The sequence below is a fragment of the Stappia indica genome (assembly GCF_001696535.1).
Taxonomy (GTDB): Bacteria; Pseudomonadota; Alphaproteobacteria; order Rhizobiales; family Stappiaceae; genus Stappia; species Stappia indica.
Genome location: NZ_MBQE01000002.1, coordinates 454,107 through 473,951, shown reverse-complemented (window position 1 = coordinate 473,951; position 19,845 = coordinate 454,107). Strand labels below are relative to the sequence as shown.

The window sequence follows — 19,845 nt, the reverse complement described above, 5'->3', positions numbered from 1 at the left end:
AAAGATACGATGAAACAACCCCGTGCCAACAATGTCAAAGCCCTGCCGCCCGGACCGCATCGCCGGCGATGAACCGGGCAAAACAACCCACACCGGCGACGGCCGACGTGTCCTACTCACGCAAAAGGGCCCGGCCGCGTTTGTGCGACCGGGCGAGCGCGAGCGCCGCCTCAGCCGCGCAGCGACCTCGCGAGTGCATCCATCCAGATCGCGACGGCTGTTGCGCCGGCATCGGGATGCCCGAGCACACGCTCGCCGAGATAGCTTGCCCGCCCGAGCTTCGGCGTCATCTGCGCCGTTTTCTCAGCCCCGCCAGCGGCCCCTGCCGCCGCGGCGTCGAATGCCTCAAGGCCAGTGCGCCCCTCGGCCCGAGCTGCGCGCCAGCCCTCGGCCGCACCTGCCAGCGCATCGAGCATCGTCCGGTCGCCGGGCTTTGCGCCGCCGGTCGCCGACACCGCCTCGCCGGCTTCTGCCAGCGCCTTGCCCCACAGGTCCGCGGACGGCGAGGCCTCGCCCTCCAGCAGCCTTGCGACCCGCATGAGCGCAATCGCATAGAAGGGACCGGAGCTGCCGGCGATCTCGCGGCGCAGCGCCAGTGCCAGGGCATCGAGAGCCTTGGACGGCGTCGAGAACTGCTGGGCGGCGACACCGCGAAGCGCGACGGCACCGCGCACCATGCTGGCGCCGAGATCACCGTCGCCTGCAACGCTGTCGAGTTCCGTCAGCTTCTGTTCGGCCGCATCGAGCGCCTCGGCAATCGCCAGCATCGCCTTGCGCACCGCATCGGAAACCGGGCCATCGGCTTCGCCGGCGAGAATGTCGTCGGTCGCGGTCGGCGCGGCCACAGTCGGTTTTTCGTCGATCAGACCTGGGCCGGGCCAGGCCGGCGCCAGGGTCGCCTCGTCGATCAGCGCGGAGAGTTCGTCGTCCAGCGGCATCAGCGACAGGGAGCAGCCCGGCATCTCCAGGGCCGTCATGAAATTGCCGGCCCACACGCGAGCGACCTTCACGCCGCGGCGGGAGAGATCGTCGAGCGCATTGCTCGCCACGACCATCAGTTCGAGCTGGGTGGTCGCGCCGAGGCCGTTGACGACGAGCGCCACCGGCTCGCGGGAGCGCTCGCCCAGATCCTCGACGAGACGGTCGAGCATATCGGAGACGATGCGGCTCGCCGGCAGCATGGCGGAGCGGCGCGCGCCCATTTCGCCGTGAATGCCGAGACCGAACTCGATCTCCTCGTCGCCCAGCGTGAAGCTCGGAGCCTTCGCCGACGGCAGCGTGCAGGACCCGAGTGCGACGCCCATGGAGCGGACCGCATCGGCTGCACGGCCTGCCAGCTGTGCGACCGCGGCAAGGTCCCGGCCCTGCTCGGCCGCAGCGCCGGCGACCTTGTGGACGAGAATGGTGCCGGCGATGCCGCGCCGCCGCTCCTGTGCGACGATGCCCTCGAGCGCCGCATCGTCGCCCACGACAACGATCTCGACCGGAATGCCACCGGCGCGGGCGATCTCCGCCGCCAGGCCGAAATTGAGCCGGTCGCCCGTGTAGTTCTTGACGATGAGAAGCGCGCCCGCAGGACCGGCCGTCGCCTGAATGGCTTCGAGCACGGCATCCACGCTCGGCGAGGTGAACACATCGCCAAGCACCGCCGCCGTCAACATGCCCGCGCCGACATAGCCGGCATGGGCGGGCTCGTGGCCGCTGCCACCGCCGGAGATGATGGCGACCTTGCGGTCTGCCGGCGCCGGCAGGTCGGCGCGCAGCACCACATTGCGGCCGGCGATCCTGGTCAGCCCCGGCTGCACGGCGACGAGGCCGGCAACCATTTCTGCCACGGCGTTCGCGGGATCGTTGATCAGCTTCTTCATATCCATTCCCCAGATGTGGTCACACGCTCAGGCCGGTGCTTGCGCCAAAACGCCCTGCGCGACAAGCTCGTGATAGTCGTCCTCGCTGCGCCGGAGCAGGTCGACCACAACATTCCGGTTGTGCTCGCCGAGCTGCGGCGCGGTGTGCCGCACTTTCATCGCTTCGCCGTCGATCGTCCAGGGTAGTCCCTTCACCGGCTTGCCGAGCAGCGCCTCCCTGGAGGCCGCACCTATCGATGATGAGTCGTGCCGTTGCTGAGGAAGTGTGCGTCGCGCAGTCTGCCGCGAGCCGCCAGACCTGACTGCTGGAAAATTTTCTGGAGCTCAAACTGTTCGAGCGTTGCTATCGCTCGTTGGTGCCGATGGCTGATGGAGGAGGCCCGCACCACCAGCCACTCGTTCGAGCCGTCAGACAGGGCTCCCGCCTGACGCTTCTTCTTGCAATGTAGTCCGACCGCTTACTTCGGAACGGCCGGGACATGCCAGTCGTCCCACAACTTGGCGATTGCAGCGTAGTCTTCGCGCGCGTAGCCGGCGCGGGACGCCATCTCGTAGACCGAATGTGCCGCCTGGATCGCGAAGAGCGGGACGCCCTCCGTCTGGGCAAGATCGAGGGCAAGGCGGGAATCCTTGCGCGCCGCGTCCAGCGGCATGCCGCCGGCATAGTCGCCTTCCACCACCCGTTTGGCGAAGCGGTAGGTCAGCGGCCGGTGCAGGCCCATCTGCGGATCCGACAGCAGGCCGATCAGCTTGTCGATGGAGACGCCCGTGGCCGTCGCCATCGAGCCGGCCTCGGCGACCACCACCATGACGGCGTGGGCGACCGCGTTGTTGATGACCTTGGCGGCCGCGCCGGTTCCCAGGGCGCCGAACACCGTCTGCTTGTCGGCAATCGCGTCGAGCACCGGTTGGCAGGCGGAGATGGCATCGCTCTCGCCGCCGATCAGCAGCGAGGCGGTTCCCGCTTCCATCTGGCTCACGCCAGCCATCAGCGAAGCGTCGATCACCCGCAGGCCGTGCGGCGCAAGCACATCGCGACAGGCGAAAATGTCTTCCGGGTTCACCGTCGAGGTCTCGACGACCACCGCATCCTTCGGCAGATGCGGCGCGATCTGGCGCAGCACCGCGAGTGAGGCCTTGGGGCTCGGCAGGCACAGGACCACGATCCGCGTCTGCGACAATGCCTCAGGGCTTGCGATGGTCTCGGCGCCGAGCTCGCTCTTGGCCCTGGCCAGCATCTCCTCGTTCAGGTCGAACACCTGCACCGGAAAGCGGGCGGCGATCCGCTTGGCGAGCGGAAAGCCCATGTTGCCGAGACCGTAGATGGCAACCTTCGAAATATCGGTCATGGAGACTCCAGAAACTCTCAATTCGTTGTCGGGACGGATCACTTGGCGATGGGCAGCGGGTTTTCGTGCAGGCCGAAATACATGCTCTTCACCTGCGCATAGAGGCGCAGGCCGTCGATGCCCTTCTCCCGGCCGATGCCGCTGTCCTTGAATCCGCCGAACGGCGTGCTCGTCACGGACTGCTTGTAGGTGTTGATCCACACGGACCCGGCCTCGAGGGCACGGCCCGTGCGCCAGGCCTTCTTGAAGTTCTCGGTCCAGATGCCGCAGGCCAGGCCGAAATCCGTGCCGTTGGCCTTGGCGACGAGGTCCGCCTCGTCCTTGAACGGCAGCACCACCAGAACCGGGCCGAAGGCCTCCTCCTGGCAGGACAGCGCGTCGTGCGGCAGCCCGTCGATCACGGTCGGCAGGTAATAGGCGCCCGTCTCGTATGCGGCGCCCTCGGGAGCCGACCCGCCGCACAGGACGCGTCCGCCTTCCGCGCGGGCCCGCTCGACGAAGGCATGCACCCGGTCGCGGTGATGGAAGGAGGCGAGCGGTCCCACCTCGACGCCCTTGGCGTCGGGCGCGGCCACGACGATGCGCTTGGCGCGCTCCACGAGCCGCGTCACGACCTCGTCGTAGACGCTCTCCTCGACCAGCAGCCGGGAGCCGGCAACGCAGGACTGGCCGGACGAGCCGAAGATGCCGGCCGCGACCGCCGCCACCGCATGCTCCAGATTGGCGTCGGCGAAGACCACGTGCGGAGACTTGCCGCCGAGCTCCAGCGCCACCGGCACGATGCGCTCGCCGGCAACGCGGCCGATGGCCCGTCCCGTGGCCGTGCCGCCGGTGAAGGAGATCATGCCGACGCCCTTGTGTGCCACCAGCGCGGCGCCAATGTCGGCGCCGTACCCCTGCACCACCTGCAGCAGCCCGTCGGGCAGTCCCGCGGCCGCGGCAATGCGCACCAGTTCCGGCGCGAGCAGCGGCGCGTCCTCGGACGGCTTCAGGATGACCGCATTGCCGGCGGCGAGCGCCGGCGCGACCTTCGCCGCATCGTTCATGATCGGCGAATTCCACGGCGTGATGGCAGCGACCACGCCATAGGGCTCAAGCACGGTGAAGGAGACATAGTCGCCGCGACGCGGGGTGACGTCCGTCTCAAGCGTCTCGCAGACGGAGGCGTAGTAGCGGAACGTGCCGACCGCATAGTCGACCATGCCGCGGCATTCCGAGATCGGCTTGCCGTTGTCGCGCATCTGCAGCGAGGCAAGCGTCTCCTTCTCGGCGAGAAGGCCGTTGGCGATGGCGTGCAGAACCTCCGCACGCTTGTGCGGCATCAGCTCTTTCCAGCCGGTTTCCCGATACGCCTTCTGCGCGCGCGCAACGATGGCGTCGAGCTCCTGCGGGGTGGTGACCGCGACGCGCGCGACCTCGCTGCCGTCGGCGGGATTGATGCTGACGAGTTCGCCGGCTTTCGTGCGAATGTCCATGCCTGTGCTTGTCCTGTTGTGGGGTCGGGGCTGCGCTCAGCCGGCAGGCGTCCGGGGCTTGCGGCGGCGCAGCAGCGGGAGTGCGAGGATCGCCAGGATCGCGACGACCAGGATGATCGAGATCGGCGAAGAGACGAAGGAGAGCGGATCTCCGCGCGAGATCAGCAGACCCTGGCGGAAGGAGGATTCCGCCATCGGACCGAGGATCGCGCCCAGCACGATCGGAGCGATGGGATAGCCCGAACGCGACAGCACATAGCCGGTCACGCCGAAGGCGAGCATCAGCCAGACATCCGCCATGGCGTTCGTCGAGGCGTAGGTGCCGAGCGAACAGATGATCAGGATCATCGGCGCGAGCAGCGCGGCGGGAATGCGCAGCATGTTGACGAACAGCTTCGCGCCGACAAGGCCGAGGCCGAGCATCATGAAGGCGGTGAGCAGCATCTGCCACATGAAGCCGTAGACGACGTCGGCATGCTGGCTGAACAGCGCCGGCCCCGGGTTCAGGCCCTGGATGAGCATGGCACCCATCATCAGCGCGGCGACCGAGTTCCCCGGCACGCCGAGGGCGAGCGTGGGGATCAGCGACGAGGCGTTGTCGGCGTTGTTGGCGCATTCCGAGGCGGCGATGCCGCGCGGATCGCCCTTGCCGAAGCGCGAGGGATCCCGCGCCGCACGCTTCTCCTCGGCATAGCTGAGGATACCGGCGAGATTGCCGCCGGCGCCCGGCATGATGCCGATGATGACGCCGATGATGCCCGACCGGAACCAGGTGCGGGCGAAGGTGATCGCCTCGCGCAGCTTGAGGCCGGCACCGGTGAGGTCCGCGCGGCTGCTTCCGGCCGAAGGAGAGGCAAGCATGGCCAGCGCGGGAGGAATGGCGAAGAGGCCGGTCAGCATCACCGCAAGATCGACACCGCCGGCGATGTGGCGCACGCCGAACACCAGCCGTTCCGCGCCGGTCATCATGTCCATGCCGACAAGACCGACGGCAACGCCGATCATCGCCGAAGCAAGACCCTTGGCAGGAGCGCCGGCAAGCAGCAGCGACACGCTGGTGAGGCCGAAGATCGCGACCCAGAAATACTCGATCGGGCCGAACTTCAGGGCGAGCGTCACCAGCGGCGGCGCGATGATCATCAGCGCCAGCGCACTGATGATCGAGCCGGCCGTGGAGGAGACCAGCGCGATGTGCAGCGCATATTTGGCGCGGCCCGCCTGGGCCAGCGGGTAGCCGTCGAACGTGGTGGCAACGGCGGAGGGCGTGCCCGGGATCCGCATCAGGATCGCCGGAATGGCGCCGCCATACATGGAACCGTTGTAGATGCCGGCCATCATGCCGAGCGCCACCAGCGGCGACATCGTGTAGGTGAACGGCAACAGCAGCGCCATGGCGAGGGTCGCCGTGAGGCCGGGGATCGCGCCGACCAGAATGCCGGCAGCGGTGCCCACGATCATCGCCAGGATGCTGTCGACGAGCAGGGCGTGGGGAAGACCGGAGAGAACTTCGATCATGTCAGCCTCCCAGGATCAGTTCCGCCGGGAACGGCTGAGCGAAGGCGAGATGGAACACGACATAGGCCATGATCACAAAGGCGAGCGTTCCGACGACCACGCGCACGGCATTCCGATCTCCGCCGAGCACCGCCATCGCGGGGATGAAGGCCAGGGAGGCCGTGAGAAAGCCGATCTGGCCGGCGAGCGCGATGAAGACTGCAAGCAGGGCGAGGCCGGCAAAGCCCCGGACCAGGGGTGCCTCGTCCGTGAGACGCGTATCGCGGCCGAGCCGGATGATGGAGATCACCGACAGCACGATCATCGCGCTGCCGACCGCAATGGGGAAATAGGCGCTGGCCCCGTCCTGCCGGGTGCCGTCCCAGGTGACGACGGCCCCGACAAGCGCGACGAGGAGAGCCACCGCCAGCCGCTCGAGCGGCCGGACGGTGTTTCCCTCTGCCTTTTCAGGCGTTACTGCCACGGCGACTCGTCCCACATGGCCTGATAGTCCCCGCGCAGCTTCTCAACATGCTGCTGGAACTCGGCAGCCGGCTTGTAGGCCACCTCGGTGAAGAGCTCCTTGTTGCGCTCGATGAATGCCGGGTCGTTGGCCACGGCCGCAATGGCGGCGGCGAGCTTCTCGACGATGGCCGGATCGGTGCCGGCCGGAACGCCGATCCCACGCTCGGACAGCATCTCGACATCGACGCCGAGCGACTTGGCGGTCGGAACGTCAGGTGCCAGCGCAGACGGCTCGGAGCCGAAATGGGCGAGGATCTTCACCTTGCCTTCCTGGGCGTTCGGCATGGCCTCGCCGAGGTTCAGGGCAGCGGCGGACACGTGGCCGCCCATCAGCGCCGTACGGGCAGCACCGGCAGACGCGAAGGGGACGTGGGTGAACTCGGCGCCGGTCGCCTTGGCGAGGTAGCGCATGGCAAGGTGGTCGTCGGTGCCGACGCCGGTCGTGCCGATGGTCACCGCACCCGGGTTCTCCTTGGCATAGGCGATCAGCTCGTCCAGCGTGTTGAACGGGCTGTTGCCGGGAACCGAGATCGCGGACGGATCGCGCACCAGGCCCGCCACCGGGATGATCTGGTCGGCCTTGAACGCCGCATCCTTGGTGATCGGGATCGTCAGCATCGGCGGCAGGTTGAGGATGCCGATGGTGTAGCCGTCCGGCGTGGCGTTGGCGAGGGCCGCATGGCCCACTTCGCCGGCAGCACCCGGGCGGTTGACGATGACCACGGACTGGCCGAGTTCCTTTTCCAGCAACGGCTGGAGCGTACGTGCGGTAACGTCGGTGCCGCCGCCTGCACCATAGGCGACGATGAGCTCGAGCGACTTCTCGGGCCATTCGGCGAGAGCCGGGCCGGTGAAGATGGCAATGGCCGCGGCGGCCGTCATGAGTTTCCTGAGCAAGATAATCCTCCCGGATCGTTGCGGGCCGGTCTTGTGCGGTCCCGTTGAAAAGTGCCGGCAGACCATACGTCCGGGCAAACAGCCGGCAAGTGAATTAGAGGCGGCATTTGCGCCGCCGGCTCCGTCGATATAAACATCGATGAAATTATCAATAATCAGGCGCTGCATTATGGTCAGACACGGAACCATGACCGAAACGGCGGTTTCGGCGATCGTCTCGGTGCTGGAGCAGGACATCATCTTCGGCCGCTTTCTGCCGAAGCAGCGGCTCTACGAAGACGAGTTCATCGTCCGCTTCTCCACCAAGCGCCATATCGTGCGCGCCGCCCTGCACGAGCTGGAACGAAAGGGCATCGTCGAGCGCCAGCCCAATCGCGGCGCGGCGGTGCGCTATTTCTCCCGCGCGGAGGTCGCAGCGCTCTACGAGCTGCGCGTCATCCTGCATGAGGCGGCGGCACGCCGCATCCGCCTTGCGGCTGATCCGGAATGGCTCGCCCAGTTGGAGGCGGCGCGCGACGCGCACGCCGAGGCGGTCGCCTCCCGCGATCTCGGTCTCGTATTTCAGACCAACACGATCTTCCATCGCAAGCTTTTCGAGGGAACGGACAACCCCTACCTTTCCGAGGCGATCGAAACCTCGAATGCCAAGACGCACGGCATCCGCTCCCACGGCCTCGGCATGCCGTCCCTGCTGGAGAAGGCCAGGGCCGAGCATTTTGCCATGGTCGATGCCGTCCGCAATGGCGATCTCGAGGAGCTTGCAAGGCTCTGCACCAGCCACATGCAGCCCGCCCGCGCCTTCTACGAGGAAAAATACTGCGGCGCCCTGTGATCGCAGGCTGGCAAATCGGCCGAACTGTTGCAACGCCTGCGAACCGGGCTGATCCAGCCCGCCGGCCGACCCGTGCGACTCCTGCAGCAGCGCCCCTCACCGCGCGGCAAATGGCAAGCGTTTCAAGCCATTAACGCAAGCAAACTGGCGCCTCTGGCAACGCCCCATCCCCCTGAAACAACGTCCCCAGCTTTCAGATCACCGGGAACGCAATGCGCACCCGCCCCGCACGCGTGCTCGTTTTCGATGCAGGCACCGCACGAACAAGAGGCGAAGCGCCGTGCAAATCGGTCTTGAAACTAAAAACGTATGATGTGATTATCATACAATCTTGTATTAAGAGGAGGGGATCATGAACCGTAGAAACTTCGTGCTGGCCGCAAGCTGCATCGCCGCAACCATCGGGCTGGCAACCCCTGTCCTGGCTGCGGGCTATCCCGATCGCCCGGTCACGCTCGTTGTGCCGTTTTCTCCAGGAGGCGGCACCGACCTGCTGGCGCGGCTGGTCTCCAGCAAGCTGGAGACCGCTCTCGGCGCGCCGGTGGTCGTCGACAACCGCCCGGGCGCCAGCGGTGCCGTTGCCGGCGCCTATGTGAAGACGCAGCCGGCCGACGGCTACACGCTGCTGTTCGGCACTTCCTCGACCAATGCGATCTCTCCGGTCCTGCACGAGGACAAGATGGGCGACATGCTCACCGGGCTCGATCCCGTCAGCCTGGTCGCCAACAGCGCGCTCATTCTCGTGGTCCCCGCCTCCTCGCCGATCACAGATCTCAAGGGCTATGTGGAAGCCTCGAAGGAGCGTCCGCTGACCTATGGCACCTTCGGCGTCGGCTCCACGCCGCATCTTCTGGGAACGCTCTTCGCCTCCAAGGCGGGCGCCGACATGATCCACGTGCCCTACAAGGGATCGGCCCCGGCTGTCGCCGACGTGACCGGCGGCCATACCGACAGTGCGTTCCTGACCGTGACGGCGCTGACCGCCTCGCTTCAGGACGAGGCAATGCGCGGCCTGGCGGTCGCCGCCGAGGGGCGCCTGCCGCAGTTTCCCGACATCCCGACCTTCGCCGAAGAAGGCTATGACAGCCTGGACGACGCCGGCTGGTTCGGAATCTTCGCCCCGGCGGGAGTGCCGGCCGAAATCCGGACCCAGGTCTCCGAGGCCATTCGCTCTGTTCTCGGCCAGCCGGAAGCGCAGGAAGAGTTCGCCAAGCTCGGCGTCACCGCGCAGGGCAGCTCTCCGGAAGAGCTGGAGAAGAAGCGCGACGCCTCCGTGGCGCTGGTCAGGCACATCCTCGCCACCACCGATATCGACATCTCCAAGTAAACCGAAAAGGTCAACGACACGATGCGCCGAGACAATATCGCCGACTACCGGATCCGCCGTTGGTACACCCAGGAGCAGGAAGTCCTGGCCAACGAGACCTATCAGTCGGACGACGGCTCCCCCTTGCGCAAGATCCTGATCGCAGCCGCGATCAGGAACCCCTATGCGGGACGGTTCAGCGAAGATCTCAGCGAGATCATCGAGGGCAGCGACAAGTTGGGAGAGGAATTTGCCCGGCGCATCCTCGCGGCGCTCGGCGGCGCGCAAGCCGAAAGCTATGGCAAGGCCTGCGTCGTCGGCAGCGCCGGAGAATACGAACACGGTAACGCGTTCATCACCGCCCGTTTCGCCACCCCGATCCGGGCGGTGCTGCCGGGCGCCAAGGAGTGGATCCCCTCCACCGGCAAGCGCAGCGGCCCGGGCGGTCTCATCGATGTCCCGCTCGCGCATGTCGGAGAGCTCTATGCGCGCGCCTACTACGACACGGTGAGCGCCTATTTCGACGACGCGCCCAATGCCGACGAGGTGATCGTGGTTTTCGCCGTCGCGACCCGCGGACGTATCCATGCCCGCCTCGGCGGGCCCGAGGTCGCGCCGCTCGCGGCCGTGTAGACTGAGGAATCGACAAGATGGACCGGGAGCACTCCAATTTCGCCCAGCTCAACGGGCTGCGATTTCACTATCTCACCTGGGGTGATCCCGGCCGTCCGATGCTCATCTGCCTGCACGGACTGCGCAGCTACGGGCGAACCTTTGCCGGGCTCGCGGAAACTCTGGCCGACCGCTTCTATATCGTCGCACCTGACCAGCGCGGCCGGGGGGAAACCGATTGGGACCCGCAACAGAACTACTTTGCCGATCAGTATGCCGCCGATCTGGGGGCACTTATCGATCATCTCGGGGCCGGGACGGTTCACGTCCTCGGCCACTCGATGGGCGGCATCAACGCGCTGACCTACGCACTGACCCATGCCGGACGGTTTGACTCGCTGATCCTCGAAGACAGCGGACCGGAAGCAGATGCCAGCGCCGGGATCGCGCGGATCCTGAAGGAGCTGCAAACCACGCCGCTCGCCTTCGACAGCATGGACGAAGCCCGTGCCTTCTGGCGGTCGATCCGACCGAACGTGACCGAAGCGGCGATCGAATCGCGTGTCGCAAACTCGATGAAGTCCGTCGACGGCAAGATCGTCTGGCGTCACGACCAGCGCGGGATCGGAGAGTGCCGGATCAAGCAGGCAAGCACTCGGCCGAACCCGGACCTCTGGCCCGCGCTTTCCGCACTGTCCTGCCCTGTTCTGGTTCTACGCGGCGCGAATTCGGACTATCTCGATCCGGCGCGGGTCAAGCGAATGTGCGAAACGAACCCGCGGGTGGCGGCCCATGAGGTCGAAGGCGCCGGGCACTACGTGCACGACGACAATCCGGTAGACTTCAACCGGGTGGTCGGAGCGTTTCTCGACAGCGTCGCCGCAGAGAGAGGAGCCCGACGGGGATAAGATGGATATCAAGGTCAGCAACCCTGCGCGCGCCCGCGGTGGCAGTGTGCGCGAGCGCGTCACCAATGCCCTTCGGGCCGACATCATCACGGGCGTGTTCGTCCCCGGCCAGCGGCTGTCGGAAGCAGACCTGTGTTCCCACCTGGCCGCATCCCGCACACCGGTGCGTGAAGCGCTCCGCCAGCTCGAGGCCGAACGCCTCGTCGAAGTTCGCCCCAACCGGGGGCCGATCGTCGTCAAGCTCGGCTGGGAGGAAGCCGAACGGATCTACGACGTGCGCGAGCTGATCGAACCGGAGGTCGTCCGCCTCTTCGCGCTTGCCGCAACCGGCGAGCAGCTGGAGCAGATGGACCAGGCACTGCAGGACTTCGAACGCGCGTCGTCGGGAGGCCTCAATCCGGCTCAGCTGATCCTGGCCACCACCACCTTCTACGAGGTGATGTTCCAGGGCTGCAGCAACGACATCCTCGCCGACATCCTGCGCGGCCTTCTTGCACGGGTGAACCTGCTGCGCTCGCGCTCGATGTCACGGCCCGGTCGCCCGACGGAAAGCCTCAAGGAGATGCGCGCCATCCTCGCGAGCATCCGCGAAGGCGACGTTCCAGGCGCCCAGCAAGCCGCGATCGCGCATATCCGCAACGCCCGTGCACAAGCCAGGGCCGCAATGCCGGCCCCATCCGCCCCCTGATCCCGCGCCATCCCGACCCCGCAAGGACCCCGACGCCCCATGCAACCGAAGCTCAATCGTGACGCCGTGAGCGGGCTTCTGCTCGCCTTGATCGGGGCCGCTGCAGCCTATCGCGCCTTCGACTACGGCATCGGCAGCGCAGCGCGCATGGGCTCCGGGTATTTTCCGCTGCTGATCGGCGGGGCGTTGGTGTTGCTTGGCGCGGTGATCGGCATAGGCGGTCTGCGTGCATCGGCGACGCCGATCCACATCCCCTGGCGCGAGTTGACGCTGATCGCACTCAGCGTCGCCAGCTTCGCTTTGATCATCAGCCGGTTCGGACTGTTTCCCGCCCTTGCCGTCTCGGGTGTGCTCGCCTGTCTGGCAGACCGTGACATCGGTTTGCGACGAACCATCGGCATCGTCCTCTTTTCCTGCCTGCTCGTCTGGCTCGTCTTCGTGATCGGGCTGAATTCCCCTGCGGCTCTGATCAAGGTGTGATCCGATGGAGTTGTTCACGCTCGGCTTCGCCTCGCTGACGCTGACCTCCGTGGTCTATTGCTTCGCGGGTGTTTTCCTTGGGACGCTGATCGGCGTGCTGCCCGGCGTCGGAGCGCTGTCGGCAATCTCGCTGCTGATGCCGGTCTCGTTCTATCTCGACCCGACCACGGCTCTGGTCTTCCTGTCGGGCATCTATTACGGCGCCGAATATGGCGGCTCGACCGCCTCCATCATGCTCAACCTGCCGGGCACCTCGTCGAACGCCATCACCTGCCTCGATGGCTATCCGATGGCCCAGAACGGAAAGGCCGGTGTGGCCCTGACCGTCACCACTTACGTCTCCTTTTTCGGGGGCACCGTCGGCATCCTGCTTCTGAGCTTCCTTTCGCCGCTCATCAGCCGGCTGGCCGTGGCCGTCGGCCCCTCCGAATATGCCGCGATCCTGCTGCTGAGCATCATCATGGCGGCGACGATCTCCGACGGTCCGCCAATGAAGGGCATCGCGATGGTGCTTCTCGGCGCGCTGCTCGGCACCGTCGGCATCGACGTGAACAGCGGCGACTATCGTTTCACCTTCGGTGTTCCCGATCTCTTCGACGGCGTCAGCCTGGTGGCGCTGGCCCTCGGCACATTCGGCATCGGCGAGGTCATCTTCGCGATCCGCGCCCAGAAGGCCCGCGGACCGATGCCCAAGGTCACGTTCCGCTCGATGATCCCGAGCCGGCCGGAGTTTCTCAAGACCCTGTTTCCGATGGTCCGCGGCACCGGCGTCGGCAGCGTGGTCGGGCCCCTTCCCGGCGCCGGGCCGACCATCGCCTCGCTGATCGGCTACGCCATCGAAAAGCGGATCAGCCGGACGCCCCACCGGTTCGGCAAGGGCGCGATCGAAGGCATTTCCTCGCCCGAGGCTGCCAACAACGCGGCCGTCCAGACAGCCTTCATTCCGACCCTGTCGCTCGGGATTCCCGGCAGCCCCACCATGGCGATCATGCTGGGGGCGCTGATGATCCACGGCATCTCGCCCGGTCCCAAGTTCATCGCCGAGCAACCGGAGATGTTCTGGGGACTGATCGCGAGCTTCTGGCTTGGCAACATCATCCTGCTGGGCCTGAACCTGCCGCTGGTCGGCATCTGGCTCTGGCTCCTGCGCATTCCCTATTCGATGATGTATCCGGTGATCGTGGCGCTGATCTGCGCCGGCGTCTTCACGCTCACCAACAGCGCCTTCGCCGTCTGGCTGGTTCTGGGCTTCGGCTTCTTGGGCTTCCTGCTGCGGCTCTTCGATTATTCGCCGGCGCCCCTGCTGATCGGCTTCATTCTCGGCCCCATGCTGGAGGAGAACCTGCGCCGGGCCCTGCTGATCCATCGCGGCAGCTACATCGACATGCTGTCGCGCCCCGCCACTGCCGTGCTGATGCTGCTGACGGTCGCCATCCTGCTCTGGGCGATCCTGAAGCGCAATTCGCCGGTCCAGGCAGACGACGGCCACAGCGCCTGACAGTCGCGTCAGGCGACCACGCATTCACAGTGCCGGCGGCGAGATCTACTCCTGAGGCTCCGGAACGCTGGAAATATGATCCGAGAGCTTGGTCAGGATGGTCTGGAACTGCGTCAGTTCCTCGCCGGTAAGGCAGGACAGATACGCACCTTCCCTTTGAACGAAAAGCGGCTCGATTTCCCCGAAGACGCGCGCCCCCTCTGCTGTCGGGTGCAATGCGACCTGCCGCTTGTCGTGCGAGCTGGGAGTGCGCCGCACGAGGCCGCGCTTTTCAAGGCTGATCACCCCCCGACTGATCGAGTTTCGGGGCTGCCCCGTCAACTCCCAGATATCCTTCGAGATGATACCTTCCCGGATCATCACGCACAGCAGAACCGTCCACTCCGGGCGCGAAAGGCGCCAGCGTTCCTCGACCACCTTCAAAAGCGGCTCGCGGAACATGTTGCCCACATAAGCGAGGCGGAATGCCCAGGGGAAGCTGGCGGTGCTGACGAAATCATTCACGTTCATGGCTGCCATCGCTTCCTGCTTTCCTGTCGCAAGTCAAGACGCAACTATTGCCATATGGGACGAATTATGATCCCATATGGGAATAATTATCCGGACAATCCGGAGACAGGGAGGAAAATCCGATGAAGCACGTCACCTCCAGGATGGCACGCGCCATCGCGGTCGGCATCGTGGCGATCATGTCGAGCGGAGCAGCGCAGGCTGAGACGCGCACTTTGACGTATGCGACTTATCTTCCCCAGAGCTTCACCTGGGTTCAGGTGGACGACTGGTTCATGGACGAGGTCGAGGCCCGGACCGAAGGACGGATCAAGTTCGAGCGCAACTACGGCGGCTCGCTCCTCGGCCCGGTGGAAGTCTTCCCGGGCGTAAGTTCTGGCGCCGCAGACCTTGGAACGGGCGGCGCGGTCTACAACACCGACATGCTGCCGCTGGCGGGCGGATTGCTGCTCCCCTTCGTCACCGAAAATGCCGATGCCGCGGCCCGCGCCTTCACCGACCTCAGCCTGTCGAACGGCGCGCTGGCGCAGGAGTGGAAGGCAGCGAACCTGGCTCCCTCCTACTCGCTCGTGGCAACGGAGAACTCCTTCTGGACCAACAAGGCGATCGAGACGACCGACGACCTGAAGGGCATGCGCATCCGCGCTTCGGGAGGCGTTGCCCAGGTGCTGCAGATGCTCGGAGCAACGCCGGTCGCGATGGGCATGGGCGACGGCGTGCAGGCCTTCAAGTCGGGTGCCATCGACGGTTTCTCGGCCGCGCCCTTCGACGTCAGCACGCTCGTCGGTCTGCAGGACATTGCGACCCATGCGGGCGATGCCGGACGCCTCGGCGTCTACGCGGCGGTGACGCTGGCCTTCAACCTGAACACCTGGGAGAGCTTGTCCGAGGAGGACCGCGCAGTGATCAGCGAGGTCTCGGCAGGCGCGCCTGCGAAATATCTCGAGATTGCCGACGCTTCGATTGCAGCGGCCATCGACAAGATCAAGGCGGCTCCGCAGCTGAAGATCGTTAGAACCAGCCCCGAGGTCGATGCCGAATGGCGCCAGAAGACCCGCGAAACCGTCTGGAACGGCTGGATCGACGAACTGGAAGCGAAGGGCATTCCGGCACGGGCGACGTTCGACGAGTTCAGGCGTCTTGTCGCCGAAAAGGAGCCGGGCTCCGACTACACCCCCGGCTTCGACCGCCTGCAAGCCGAGCCGAACTGACTTTTAAGATGAGGGGCTTCTCCTTGAGATGGATCGACCGGGCGCATATCGCGCTCGGCTCGGTCAGCGGCCTGTGCATCCTTGCCATCATGGCCATCGTCACGCCCGACGTGATCGCACGAAAGACGGTCAGCTACACCATTCCCGGTGCAGCCGAACTGAATACGCTTCTTCTGGTCACGCTGATCTATCTCGGCCTGGCTGCAGCCGAAGCGAAGCGCGCCCATTTCGTCGTGACGTTGCTGACCGATTCCCTCACTCCCAGATACCGGCACATCGCGGCGATCATCAGCACCCTCGTCAGCCTCGGCTATGTCGGCTTCCTGGCCTGGCTGACCACCCTGGCCGCCAGCAAGTCCTTCCTGTCGGGCGAAACGACGTTCGGGGTCGTCTCCTTTCCCGTCTGGCCGAGCCGCATCGCGGTCGCGCTGGGACTGTCCCTCCTCACGCTTCAGCTTCTCGTCGAGCTGATCAGACTTCTGGGTGGCCGTCCCGCGCATGTGCGGGATCGCAAAGGAGCCGGCCAATGACCGGGATCGAGATAGCCCTCCTGATGGGCGCAATGCTCATCGTGTTGCTGCTGGTCGGGACACCGATTTCCTTCGCGCTCGGCGCGACCGGCGTCGCCGGTCTCGCTCTTGCACGAAGCTGGCAGTCGGTCCTGTTTCTGGTCGGTTCGAAACCCTTCGCCTTCACGGCCGAGCTGACCCTGATCATCGTGCCGCTGTTCCTGCTGATGGGGCACCTCGCCTTTTCGGCCGGCATATCGCGTCGCGCCTTCGAGGCCGCACGGGCATGGGTCGGCCATATCCGTGGCGGCCTGGCGATGACGACCATTCTGGCCTCTGCGCTGTTCGCGACCGTATCGGGAACCAGCGTCGCAACCGCCGCGACCATCGGGCGGATCGCGATTCCCGAGATGCTTCGTTTCGGTTACCGCGAAAGGCTTGCCGCCGGTGCCGTGGCCGCCGGCGGAACACTCGGGGTCCTGATCCCGCCGTCCGGCGTCCTCGTCATCTATTCCATCGCGACCGGCACCCGGTTGAGCGACCTTTTGCTGGCCGCGATCCTGCCGGGCATCATGACGGCTGCCGCATATATGGTGGGCGTGCATCTTCTAGCCCGGTTCCATCCCGGTTTCCAGAGCACGCAGGTCTTGCCGCGGGAGGGCTGGACCCGGCGCGGAACGACCCTGCTGAAGGCGTGGGACCTCTGGCTGCTGTTCGCCGTCGTGATCGGATCGATCTATGCCGGCGTCGCCACGCCGACCGAAGCGGCCGGCGTCGGCGCGACCATGGCACTGATCATCGCCCTGTTCCGTCTGCGCGGGAACGTCCGCCAGTTGGTGTCCGGCTTCATCGAGACGGCCGTCTCGACGGCTGCGATCTTCGCGCTGATCATCGGCGCCGGACTGTTCAGCCTCGGCCTGTCGGCAACGCAGGTTCCGCAGGATCTGGCGTCCTGGGTGGCCATGCAGGACGTCCCGCCCACCCTCCTGCTGATCCTTGTTCTTCTGCCCTTTTTGTTCCTCGGGGCCGTTGTCGACGGTCTCTCGATGATCCTGCTGATGATGCCGATTGTTTTCCCGATCATCACCGATGCCGGCATCAATCCGGTCCTCTTCGGCATCCTGGTTACCAAGATGACCGAGATCGGCGTCATCACCCCTCCGGTCGGCCTGAATGTCTTCGTGGTGAAGGGCGCCTATCCCGAGCTCAGGATTTCCGAAGCCTTCAAGGGCTGTATCCCGTTTGTCGTGATCGAACTGATCCTGACCGGGGTCCTGATCTTCTGCCCCGGCCTGGTGCTCTGGTGGCTGTGATGGAAAAGGGCCCGGCAATCGCGCTGGCCGATTTCGGCAGCTTTCACGTGGAAGGACGCCTTGTCGAGATAACCGGCGAAGACTGCACCAAGATCCGCCTCACGGAGACGATCACCGAATTCGTCCACGACCCCAACGGCCGCTACGCGATCGAAGGGGCCTATGTGCAATACATGATCCCCGAGGCGACGACGGGCGACCCGGTTCTCCTGATCCATGGCGGCGGCATGAACGGTTCCGTTTGGGAAACCACTCCCGACGGGCGCAAGGGCTGGATGCGCCTTCTGCTGGAGGCCGGGCACCCCGTGTATGTGGTGGACATGGTCGAACGGGGCAGAGCAGGTTTCTGCGCCCTGGAAAGCGTCTGGACTTCGCGCCCGATCATGCGCTCGCTCGAGGATGCCTGGGAAACCTTCCGTATCGGCGCCCGGCAACCGGGCGGCCTGGCGCCGCATCCCGGCCAGCGGTTCCCGACCGACCATTTCGTCAAGGGCGCATACGCCTGGTCGCCACGCTGGCCGGACACCGAAACCGCGGCAGGATGCGCCCTGGAGAAGGCGATCCGGCGCATCGGACCGTGCCACGTCATTGCTCACAGCAGTGGCTCGTCGACGGCGCTTCAGGTGATATCGGGACTAGCAACGGGAGAAACGTTGTCGCTCTGCCTCGTGGAGCCGGCAGGCCTGCCGCAGGTGCCGAGCTTCCCTGACATGCCGCTTCTTGCCGTTTGGGGCGACTTTCTCGACACCAGCCGCCTGTGGCAGGCGCTTCGCGACATGAGCAAAGCCGCCTGCTCTGCATCCGGGCTGGATCTCGAAGAGTTGCTGCTGGCGGACATCGGCCTTTCCGGACACTCGCACCTGCCGATGCAGGACCACGGCAACGAGGATGTGCTTGATGCCATCCTCGCACGCCTTGTCGGGCCGAAGGCGGGATCGCACCGACAGAACAAATCCTCAGAAACGGAATAGCAGCAGTCGAAGACTGCGACGCACGTAGCTGAGGCCGCGTTTCGGCCGGCCGCCGGGCCCATTTCGCAAGAAAGGGCGCAATATACTGAGATATATGTAGAATTTTGGTAGCGGAGGACCGCTACCGCCAATCCCCACACCTACCGGACATACGCTATAGGCTCCGATCGTTCTCTCGCCTTCTGGTGGCATAGGTGTGCTGTCCGTGTGAGCGGTCGAGACCGGGCGCGGGCCGAAACACAAGCAAAGTTTTCGCCATCACTCAACGCAACGCGCCACGATCAACACCGCCCTCGAAATTAGATTTTTTTTGATCAAATTTTACTTTATCTTCGAAAATCCAATGGCTTGCTGATCTGGATCGGCTGGCCGTCTTTGGCACTCGACTCCAACAAAGAAAAGATGGTGCTGGTCGTGAAGGCGCCAATGTGGCCCGGCGAGAGGTTTTGGCCAGCCCCGCCGGCAAGGTCTGCCAAGGCAAGCACTGGTGCCGCGCTGTCGACTGTCCAGTCGCCGGGGCACAGCGGAAGACGTTCGACATCACCGTTGTTCAACCTGATCTCACAACTGTCGAGATCGAAGTCCATCGCAACAAGGCCGCCGCTTCCCGCGATGAAGATGCGCATAAGAGCTTGGTGGCCCTGCGGCATCCCAGCTGCACCCGAAATCGATGCGACGGCGCCGTTCGAAAGCGTCAGCTGCGCAGCGTCTGCAATGTCGACATCGTTCCGATAGCAAGTAGACGACGAAACGCGAACCGGTTCCAGTCCAGTAAGAAAGAACATCAGGGCAAGAGAATGCGACAGTTGACCGTAGGCAAAGCCGCCGCCTGCCGCCGGGTCCCTCCAAGTTGCATCGTCGGGCCGGAAAAGCGCCGCCCTCCACTTGTCCAGTCCCCGAGCTCCCAGGAAGACATCCCGCGTCGCGGAAATGAAGGAGCACATGACATGCTCGATGTCGCCGATCAGGCCGGCTGCGATCCGATCCCGGATCGAAGCGACGTGCGGCAGATAGTTATAGCTGTTGGCGATCAGGAGATGCCGGCCCACTCGGTCGGCCAAGCGTACCAGCTGCCAAGCCTCGTTTGGCTCGAGCGTCATCGGCTTTTCGCATAAGACGTGCGCTCCGGCCTCAAGGGCCGCCGTAGCGTGTTCGAAATGAAACTTGTGGGGCGAGGCAACCACGACAACATCCGGCTTTCTCGCCAGGACTTCCCGGTAGTCTTCAGAGGCGAAAGCAAATCCGAACCTCTCGCGTACGCGCAAGAGATCAGCAGCGCCAATCCGACAAACGCCGTCAAGGATCACGTCATCGCGGGCGGCCAGCGCCGGGATATGGCATTCGCAGGCGAACCAGCCGGCACCGATCACCGCAGCCTTCAGTGGCATCATCGGTCCCG

At 65.3% G+C, this 19,845-nt stretch carries 20 protein-coding genes; 11 read left to right on the top strand and 9 right to left on the bottom strand.

The window, feature by feature from the left end; all coding sequences use genetic code 11:
• Positions 1 to 170 precede the first annotated feature (170 nt).
• From BBX35_RS10080 to BBX35_RS10055, 7 genes are all read right to left on the bottom strand, one after another.
• Positions 171 to 1,868, bottom strand: coding sequence for a dihydroxyacetone kinase family protein (locus BBX35_RS10080; protein ID WP_067219315.1), 1,698 nt, complete (start codon positions 1,866 to 1,868; stop codon positions 171 to 173).
• 27 nt (positions 1,869 to 1,895) lie between these two features.
• A complete protein-coding gene (locus BBX35_RS23650) occupies positions 1,896 to 2,063 on the bottom strand; it encodes a hypothetical protein (protein ID WP_171901428.1) in 168 nt (55 codons plus the stop codon).
• 263 nt (positions 2,064 to 2,326) lie between these two features.
• Complete coding sequence (locus BBX35_RS10075) at positions 2,327 to 3,217, bottom strand: NAD(P)-dependent oxidoreductase (RefSeq protein ID WP_067219308.1); 891 nt, start codon at positions 3,215 to 3,217, stop codon at positions 2,327 to 2,329.
• Between the two features lie 38 nt (positions 3,218 to 3,255).
• Entirely contained in the window at positions 3,256 to 4,692 is a 1,437-nt protein-coding gene (locus BBX35_RS10070; protein WP_067219306.1) for an aldehyde dehydrogenase, read from the bottom strand.
• Positions 4,693 to 4,728: 36 nt separating this feature from the next.
• A complete protein-coding gene (locus BBX35_RS10065) occupies positions 4,729 to 6,207 on the bottom strand; it encodes a tripartite tricarboxylate transporter permease (RefSeq protein ID WP_067219304.1) in 1,479 nt (492 codons plus the stop codon).
• 1 nt (position 6,208) lies between these two features.
• Positions 6,209 to 6,670, bottom strand: coding sequence for a tripartite tricarboxylate transporter TctB family protein (locus BBX35_RS10060; RefSeq protein WP_171901427.1), 462 nt, complete (start codon positions 6,668 to 6,670; stop codon positions 6,209 to 6,211).
• Positions 6,661 to 7,608 carry a tripartite tricarboxylate transporter substrate binding protein gene (locus BBX35_RS10055; protein WP_244271603.1) on the bottom strand — a complete coding sequence of 316 codons (948 nt, stop codon included), beginning with the start codon at positions 7,606 to 7,608 and terminating at the stop codon, positions 6,661 to 6,663. Before BBX35_RS10055 ends, BBX35_RS10060 begins: the two co-directional genes overlap by 10 nt.
• Positions 7,609 to 7,777: 169 nt before the next feature.
• Between BBX35_RS10055 and BBX35_RS10050 the strand changes: the two genes are divergently transcribed.
• The 7 genes from BBX35_RS10050 (at position 7,778) to BBX35_RS10020 (ending at position 13,932) form a co-directional block, all read left to right on the top strand.
• Complete coding sequence (locus BBX35_RS10050) at positions 7,778 to 8,440, top strand: GntR family transcriptional regulator (RefSeq protein ID WP_171901426.1); 663 nt, start codon at positions 7,778 to 7,780, stop codon at positions 8,438 to 8,440.
• A 352-nt stretch (positions 8,441 to 8,792) separates the two neighbouring features.
• A complete protein-coding gene (locus BBX35_RS10045; protein WP_067219294.1) occupies positions 8,793 to 9,767 on the top strand; it encodes a Bug family tripartite tricarboxylate transporter substrate binding protein in 975 nt (324 codons plus the stop codon).
• A 21-nt stretch (positions 9,768 to 9,788) separates the two neighbouring features.
• A complete protein-coding gene (locus BBX35_RS10040) occupies positions 9,789 to 10,379 on the top strand; it encodes an amino acid synthesis family protein (RefSeq protein WP_067219292.1) in 591 nt (196 codons plus the stop codon).
• A gap of 17 nt (positions 10,380 to 10,396) precedes the next feature.
• Positions 10,397 to 11,266: an alpha/beta fold hydrolase gene (locus BBX35_RS10035; RefSeq protein ID WP_067219290.1), complete on the top strand. Its 870-nt coding sequence runs from the start codon at positions 10,397 to 10,399 to the stop codon at positions 11,264 to 11,266.
• Position 11,267: 1 nt separating this feature from the next.
• A complete protein-coding gene (locus BBX35_RS10030) occupies positions 11,268 to 11,954 on the top strand; it encodes a GntR family transcriptional regulator (RefSeq protein WP_067219288.1) in 687 nt (228 codons plus the stop codon).
• A gap of 39 nt (positions 11,955 to 11,993) precedes the next feature.
• Positions 11,994 to 12,434, top strand: a complete 441-nt coding sequence (locus BBX35_RS10025) for a tripartite tricarboxylate transporter TctB family protein (RefSeq protein ID WP_067219287.1) — start codon at positions 11,994 to 11,996, stop codon at positions 12,432 to 12,434.
• Positions 12,435 to 12,438: 4 nt separating this feature from the next.
• A complete protein-coding gene (locus BBX35_RS10020) occupies positions 12,439 to 13,932 on the top strand; it encodes a tripartite tricarboxylate transporter permease (RefSeq protein WP_067219286.1) in 1,494 nt (497 codons plus the stop codon).
• 45 nt (positions 13,933 to 13,977) lie between these two features.
• Here BBX35_RS10020 and BBX35_RS10015 read toward each other — a convergent pair whose 3' ends face one another.
• Positions 13,978 to 14,451, bottom strand: a complete 474-nt coding sequence (locus BBX35_RS10015; protein ID WP_067219285.1) for a MarR family winged helix-turn-helix transcriptional regulator — start codon at positions 14,449 to 14,451, stop codon at positions 13,978 to 13,980.
• A gap of 113 nt (positions 14,452 to 14,564) precedes the next feature.
• Here BBX35_RS10015 and dctP point away from each other — a divergent pair, with 113 nt between their 5' ends.
• Genes dctP through BBX35_RS09995 form a run of 4 tightly spaced genes read left to right on the top strand, consistent with a single transcriptional unit; the run spans position 14,565 to position 18,446 of the window.
• On the top strand, positions 14,565 to 15,653 hold the full coding sequence (dctP, locus tag BBX35_RS10010) for a TRAP transporter substrate-binding protein DctP (protein ID WP_067219284.1): 1,089 nt from the start codon (positions 14,565 to 14,567) through the stop codon (positions 15,651 to 15,653).
• A 23-nt stretch (positions 15,654 to 15,676) separates the two neighbouring features.
• Positions 15,677 to 16,183 (top strand): TRAP transporter small permease, encoded by a 507-nt coding sequence (locus BBX35_RS10005; protein ID WP_171901425.1) that lies wholly within the window; start codon positions 15,677 to 15,679, stop codon positions 16,181 to 16,183.
• A complete protein-coding gene (locus BBX35_RS10000; RefSeq protein ID WP_067219273.1) occupies positions 16,180 to 17,475 on the top strand; it encodes a TRAP transporter large permease in 1,296 nt (431 codons plus the stop codon). Before BBX35_RS10005 ends, BBX35_RS10000 begins: the two co-directional genes overlap by 4 nt.
• Positions 17,466 to 18,446, top strand: a complete 981-nt coding sequence (locus BBX35_RS09995; protein ID WP_141687849.1) for an alpha/beta fold hydrolase — start codon at positions 17,466 to 17,468, stop codon at positions 18,444 to 18,446. The genes BBX35_RS10000 and BBX35_RS09995 overlap by 10 nt, the downstream gene beginning before the upstream one ends.
• Positions 18,447 to 18,772: 326 nt before the next feature.
• Here BBX35_RS09995 and BBX35_RS09990 read toward each other — a convergent pair whose 3' ends face one another.
• On the bottom strand, positions 18,773 to 19,837 hold the full coding sequence (locus BBX35_RS09990; protein ID WP_067219264.1) for a Gfo/Idh/MocA family protein: 1,065 nt from the start codon (positions 19,835 to 19,837) through the stop codon (positions 18,773 to 18,775).
• Between the last annotated feature and the right edge of the window lie 8 nt (positions 19,838 to 19,845).

What these genes read in the sequence shown, in the direction of transcription:
- BBX35_RS10080 (WP_067219315.1), bottom strand. Translation starts at nt 1,868, where the DNA reads ATGAAGAAGCTGATCAACGATCCCGCGAACGCCGTGGCAGAAATGGTT.
- BBX35_RS10075 (WP_067219308.1), bottom strand. Translation starts at nt 3,217, where the DNA reads ATGACCGATATTTCGAAGGTTGCCATCTACGGTCTCGGCAACATGGGC.
- BBX35_RS10070 (WP_067219306.1), bottom strand. Translation starts at nt 4,692, where the DNA reads ATGGACATTCGCACGAAAGCCGGCGAACTCGTCAGCATCAATCCCGCC.
- BBX35_RS10065 (WP_067219304.1), bottom strand. Translation starts at nt 6,207, where the DNA reads ATGATCGAAGTTCTCTCCGGTCTTCCCCACGCCCTGCTCGTCGACAGC.
- BBX35_RS10050 (WP_171901426.1), top strand. Translation starts at nt 7,778, where the DNA reads ATGGTCAGACACGGAACCATGACCGAAACGGCGGTTTCGGCGATCGTC.
- BBX35_RS10045 (WP_067219294.1), top strand. Translation starts at nt 8,793, where the DNA reads ATGAACCGTAGAAACTTCGTGCTGGCCGCAAGCTGCATCGCCGCAACC.
- BBX35_RS10040 (WP_067219292.1), top strand. Translation starts at nt 9,789, where the DNA reads ATGCGCCGAGACAATATCGCCGACTACCGGATCCGCCGTTGGTACACC.
- BBX35_RS10035 (WP_067219290.1), top strand. Translation starts at nt 10,397, where the DNA reads ATGGACCGGGAGCACTCCAATTTCGCCCAGCTCAACGGGCTGCGATTT.
- BBX35_RS10030 (WP_067219288.1), top strand. Translation starts at nt 11,268, where the DNA reads ATGGATATCAAGGTCAGCAACCCTGCGCGCGCCCGCGGTGGCAGTGTG.
- BBX35_RS10025 (WP_067219287.1), top strand. Translation starts at nt 11,994, where the DNA reads ATGCAACCGAAGCTCAATCGTGACGCCGTGAGCGGGCTTCTGCTCGCC.
- BBX35_RS10020 (WP_067219286.1), top strand. Translation starts at nt 12,439, where the DNA reads ATGGAGTTGTTCACGCTCGGCTTCGCCTCGCTGACGCTGACCTCCGTG.
- BBX35_RS10015 (WP_067219285.1), bottom strand. Translation starts at nt 14,451, where the DNA reads ATGGCAGCCATGAACGTGAATGATTTCGTCAGCACCGCCAGCTTCCCC.
- dctP (WP_067219284.1), top strand. Translation starts at nt 14,565, where the DNA reads ATGAAGCACGTCACCTCCAGGATGGCACGCGCCATCGCGGTCGGCATC.
- BBX35_RS10000 (WP_067219273.1), top strand. Translation starts at nt 16,180, where the DNA reads ATGACCGGGATCGAGATAGCCCTCCTGATGGGCGCAATGCTCATCGTG.
- BBX35_RS09990 (WP_067219264.1), bottom strand. Translation starts at nt 19,837, where the DNA reads ATGATGCCACTGAAGGCTGCGGTGATCGGTGCCGGCTGGTTCGCCTGC.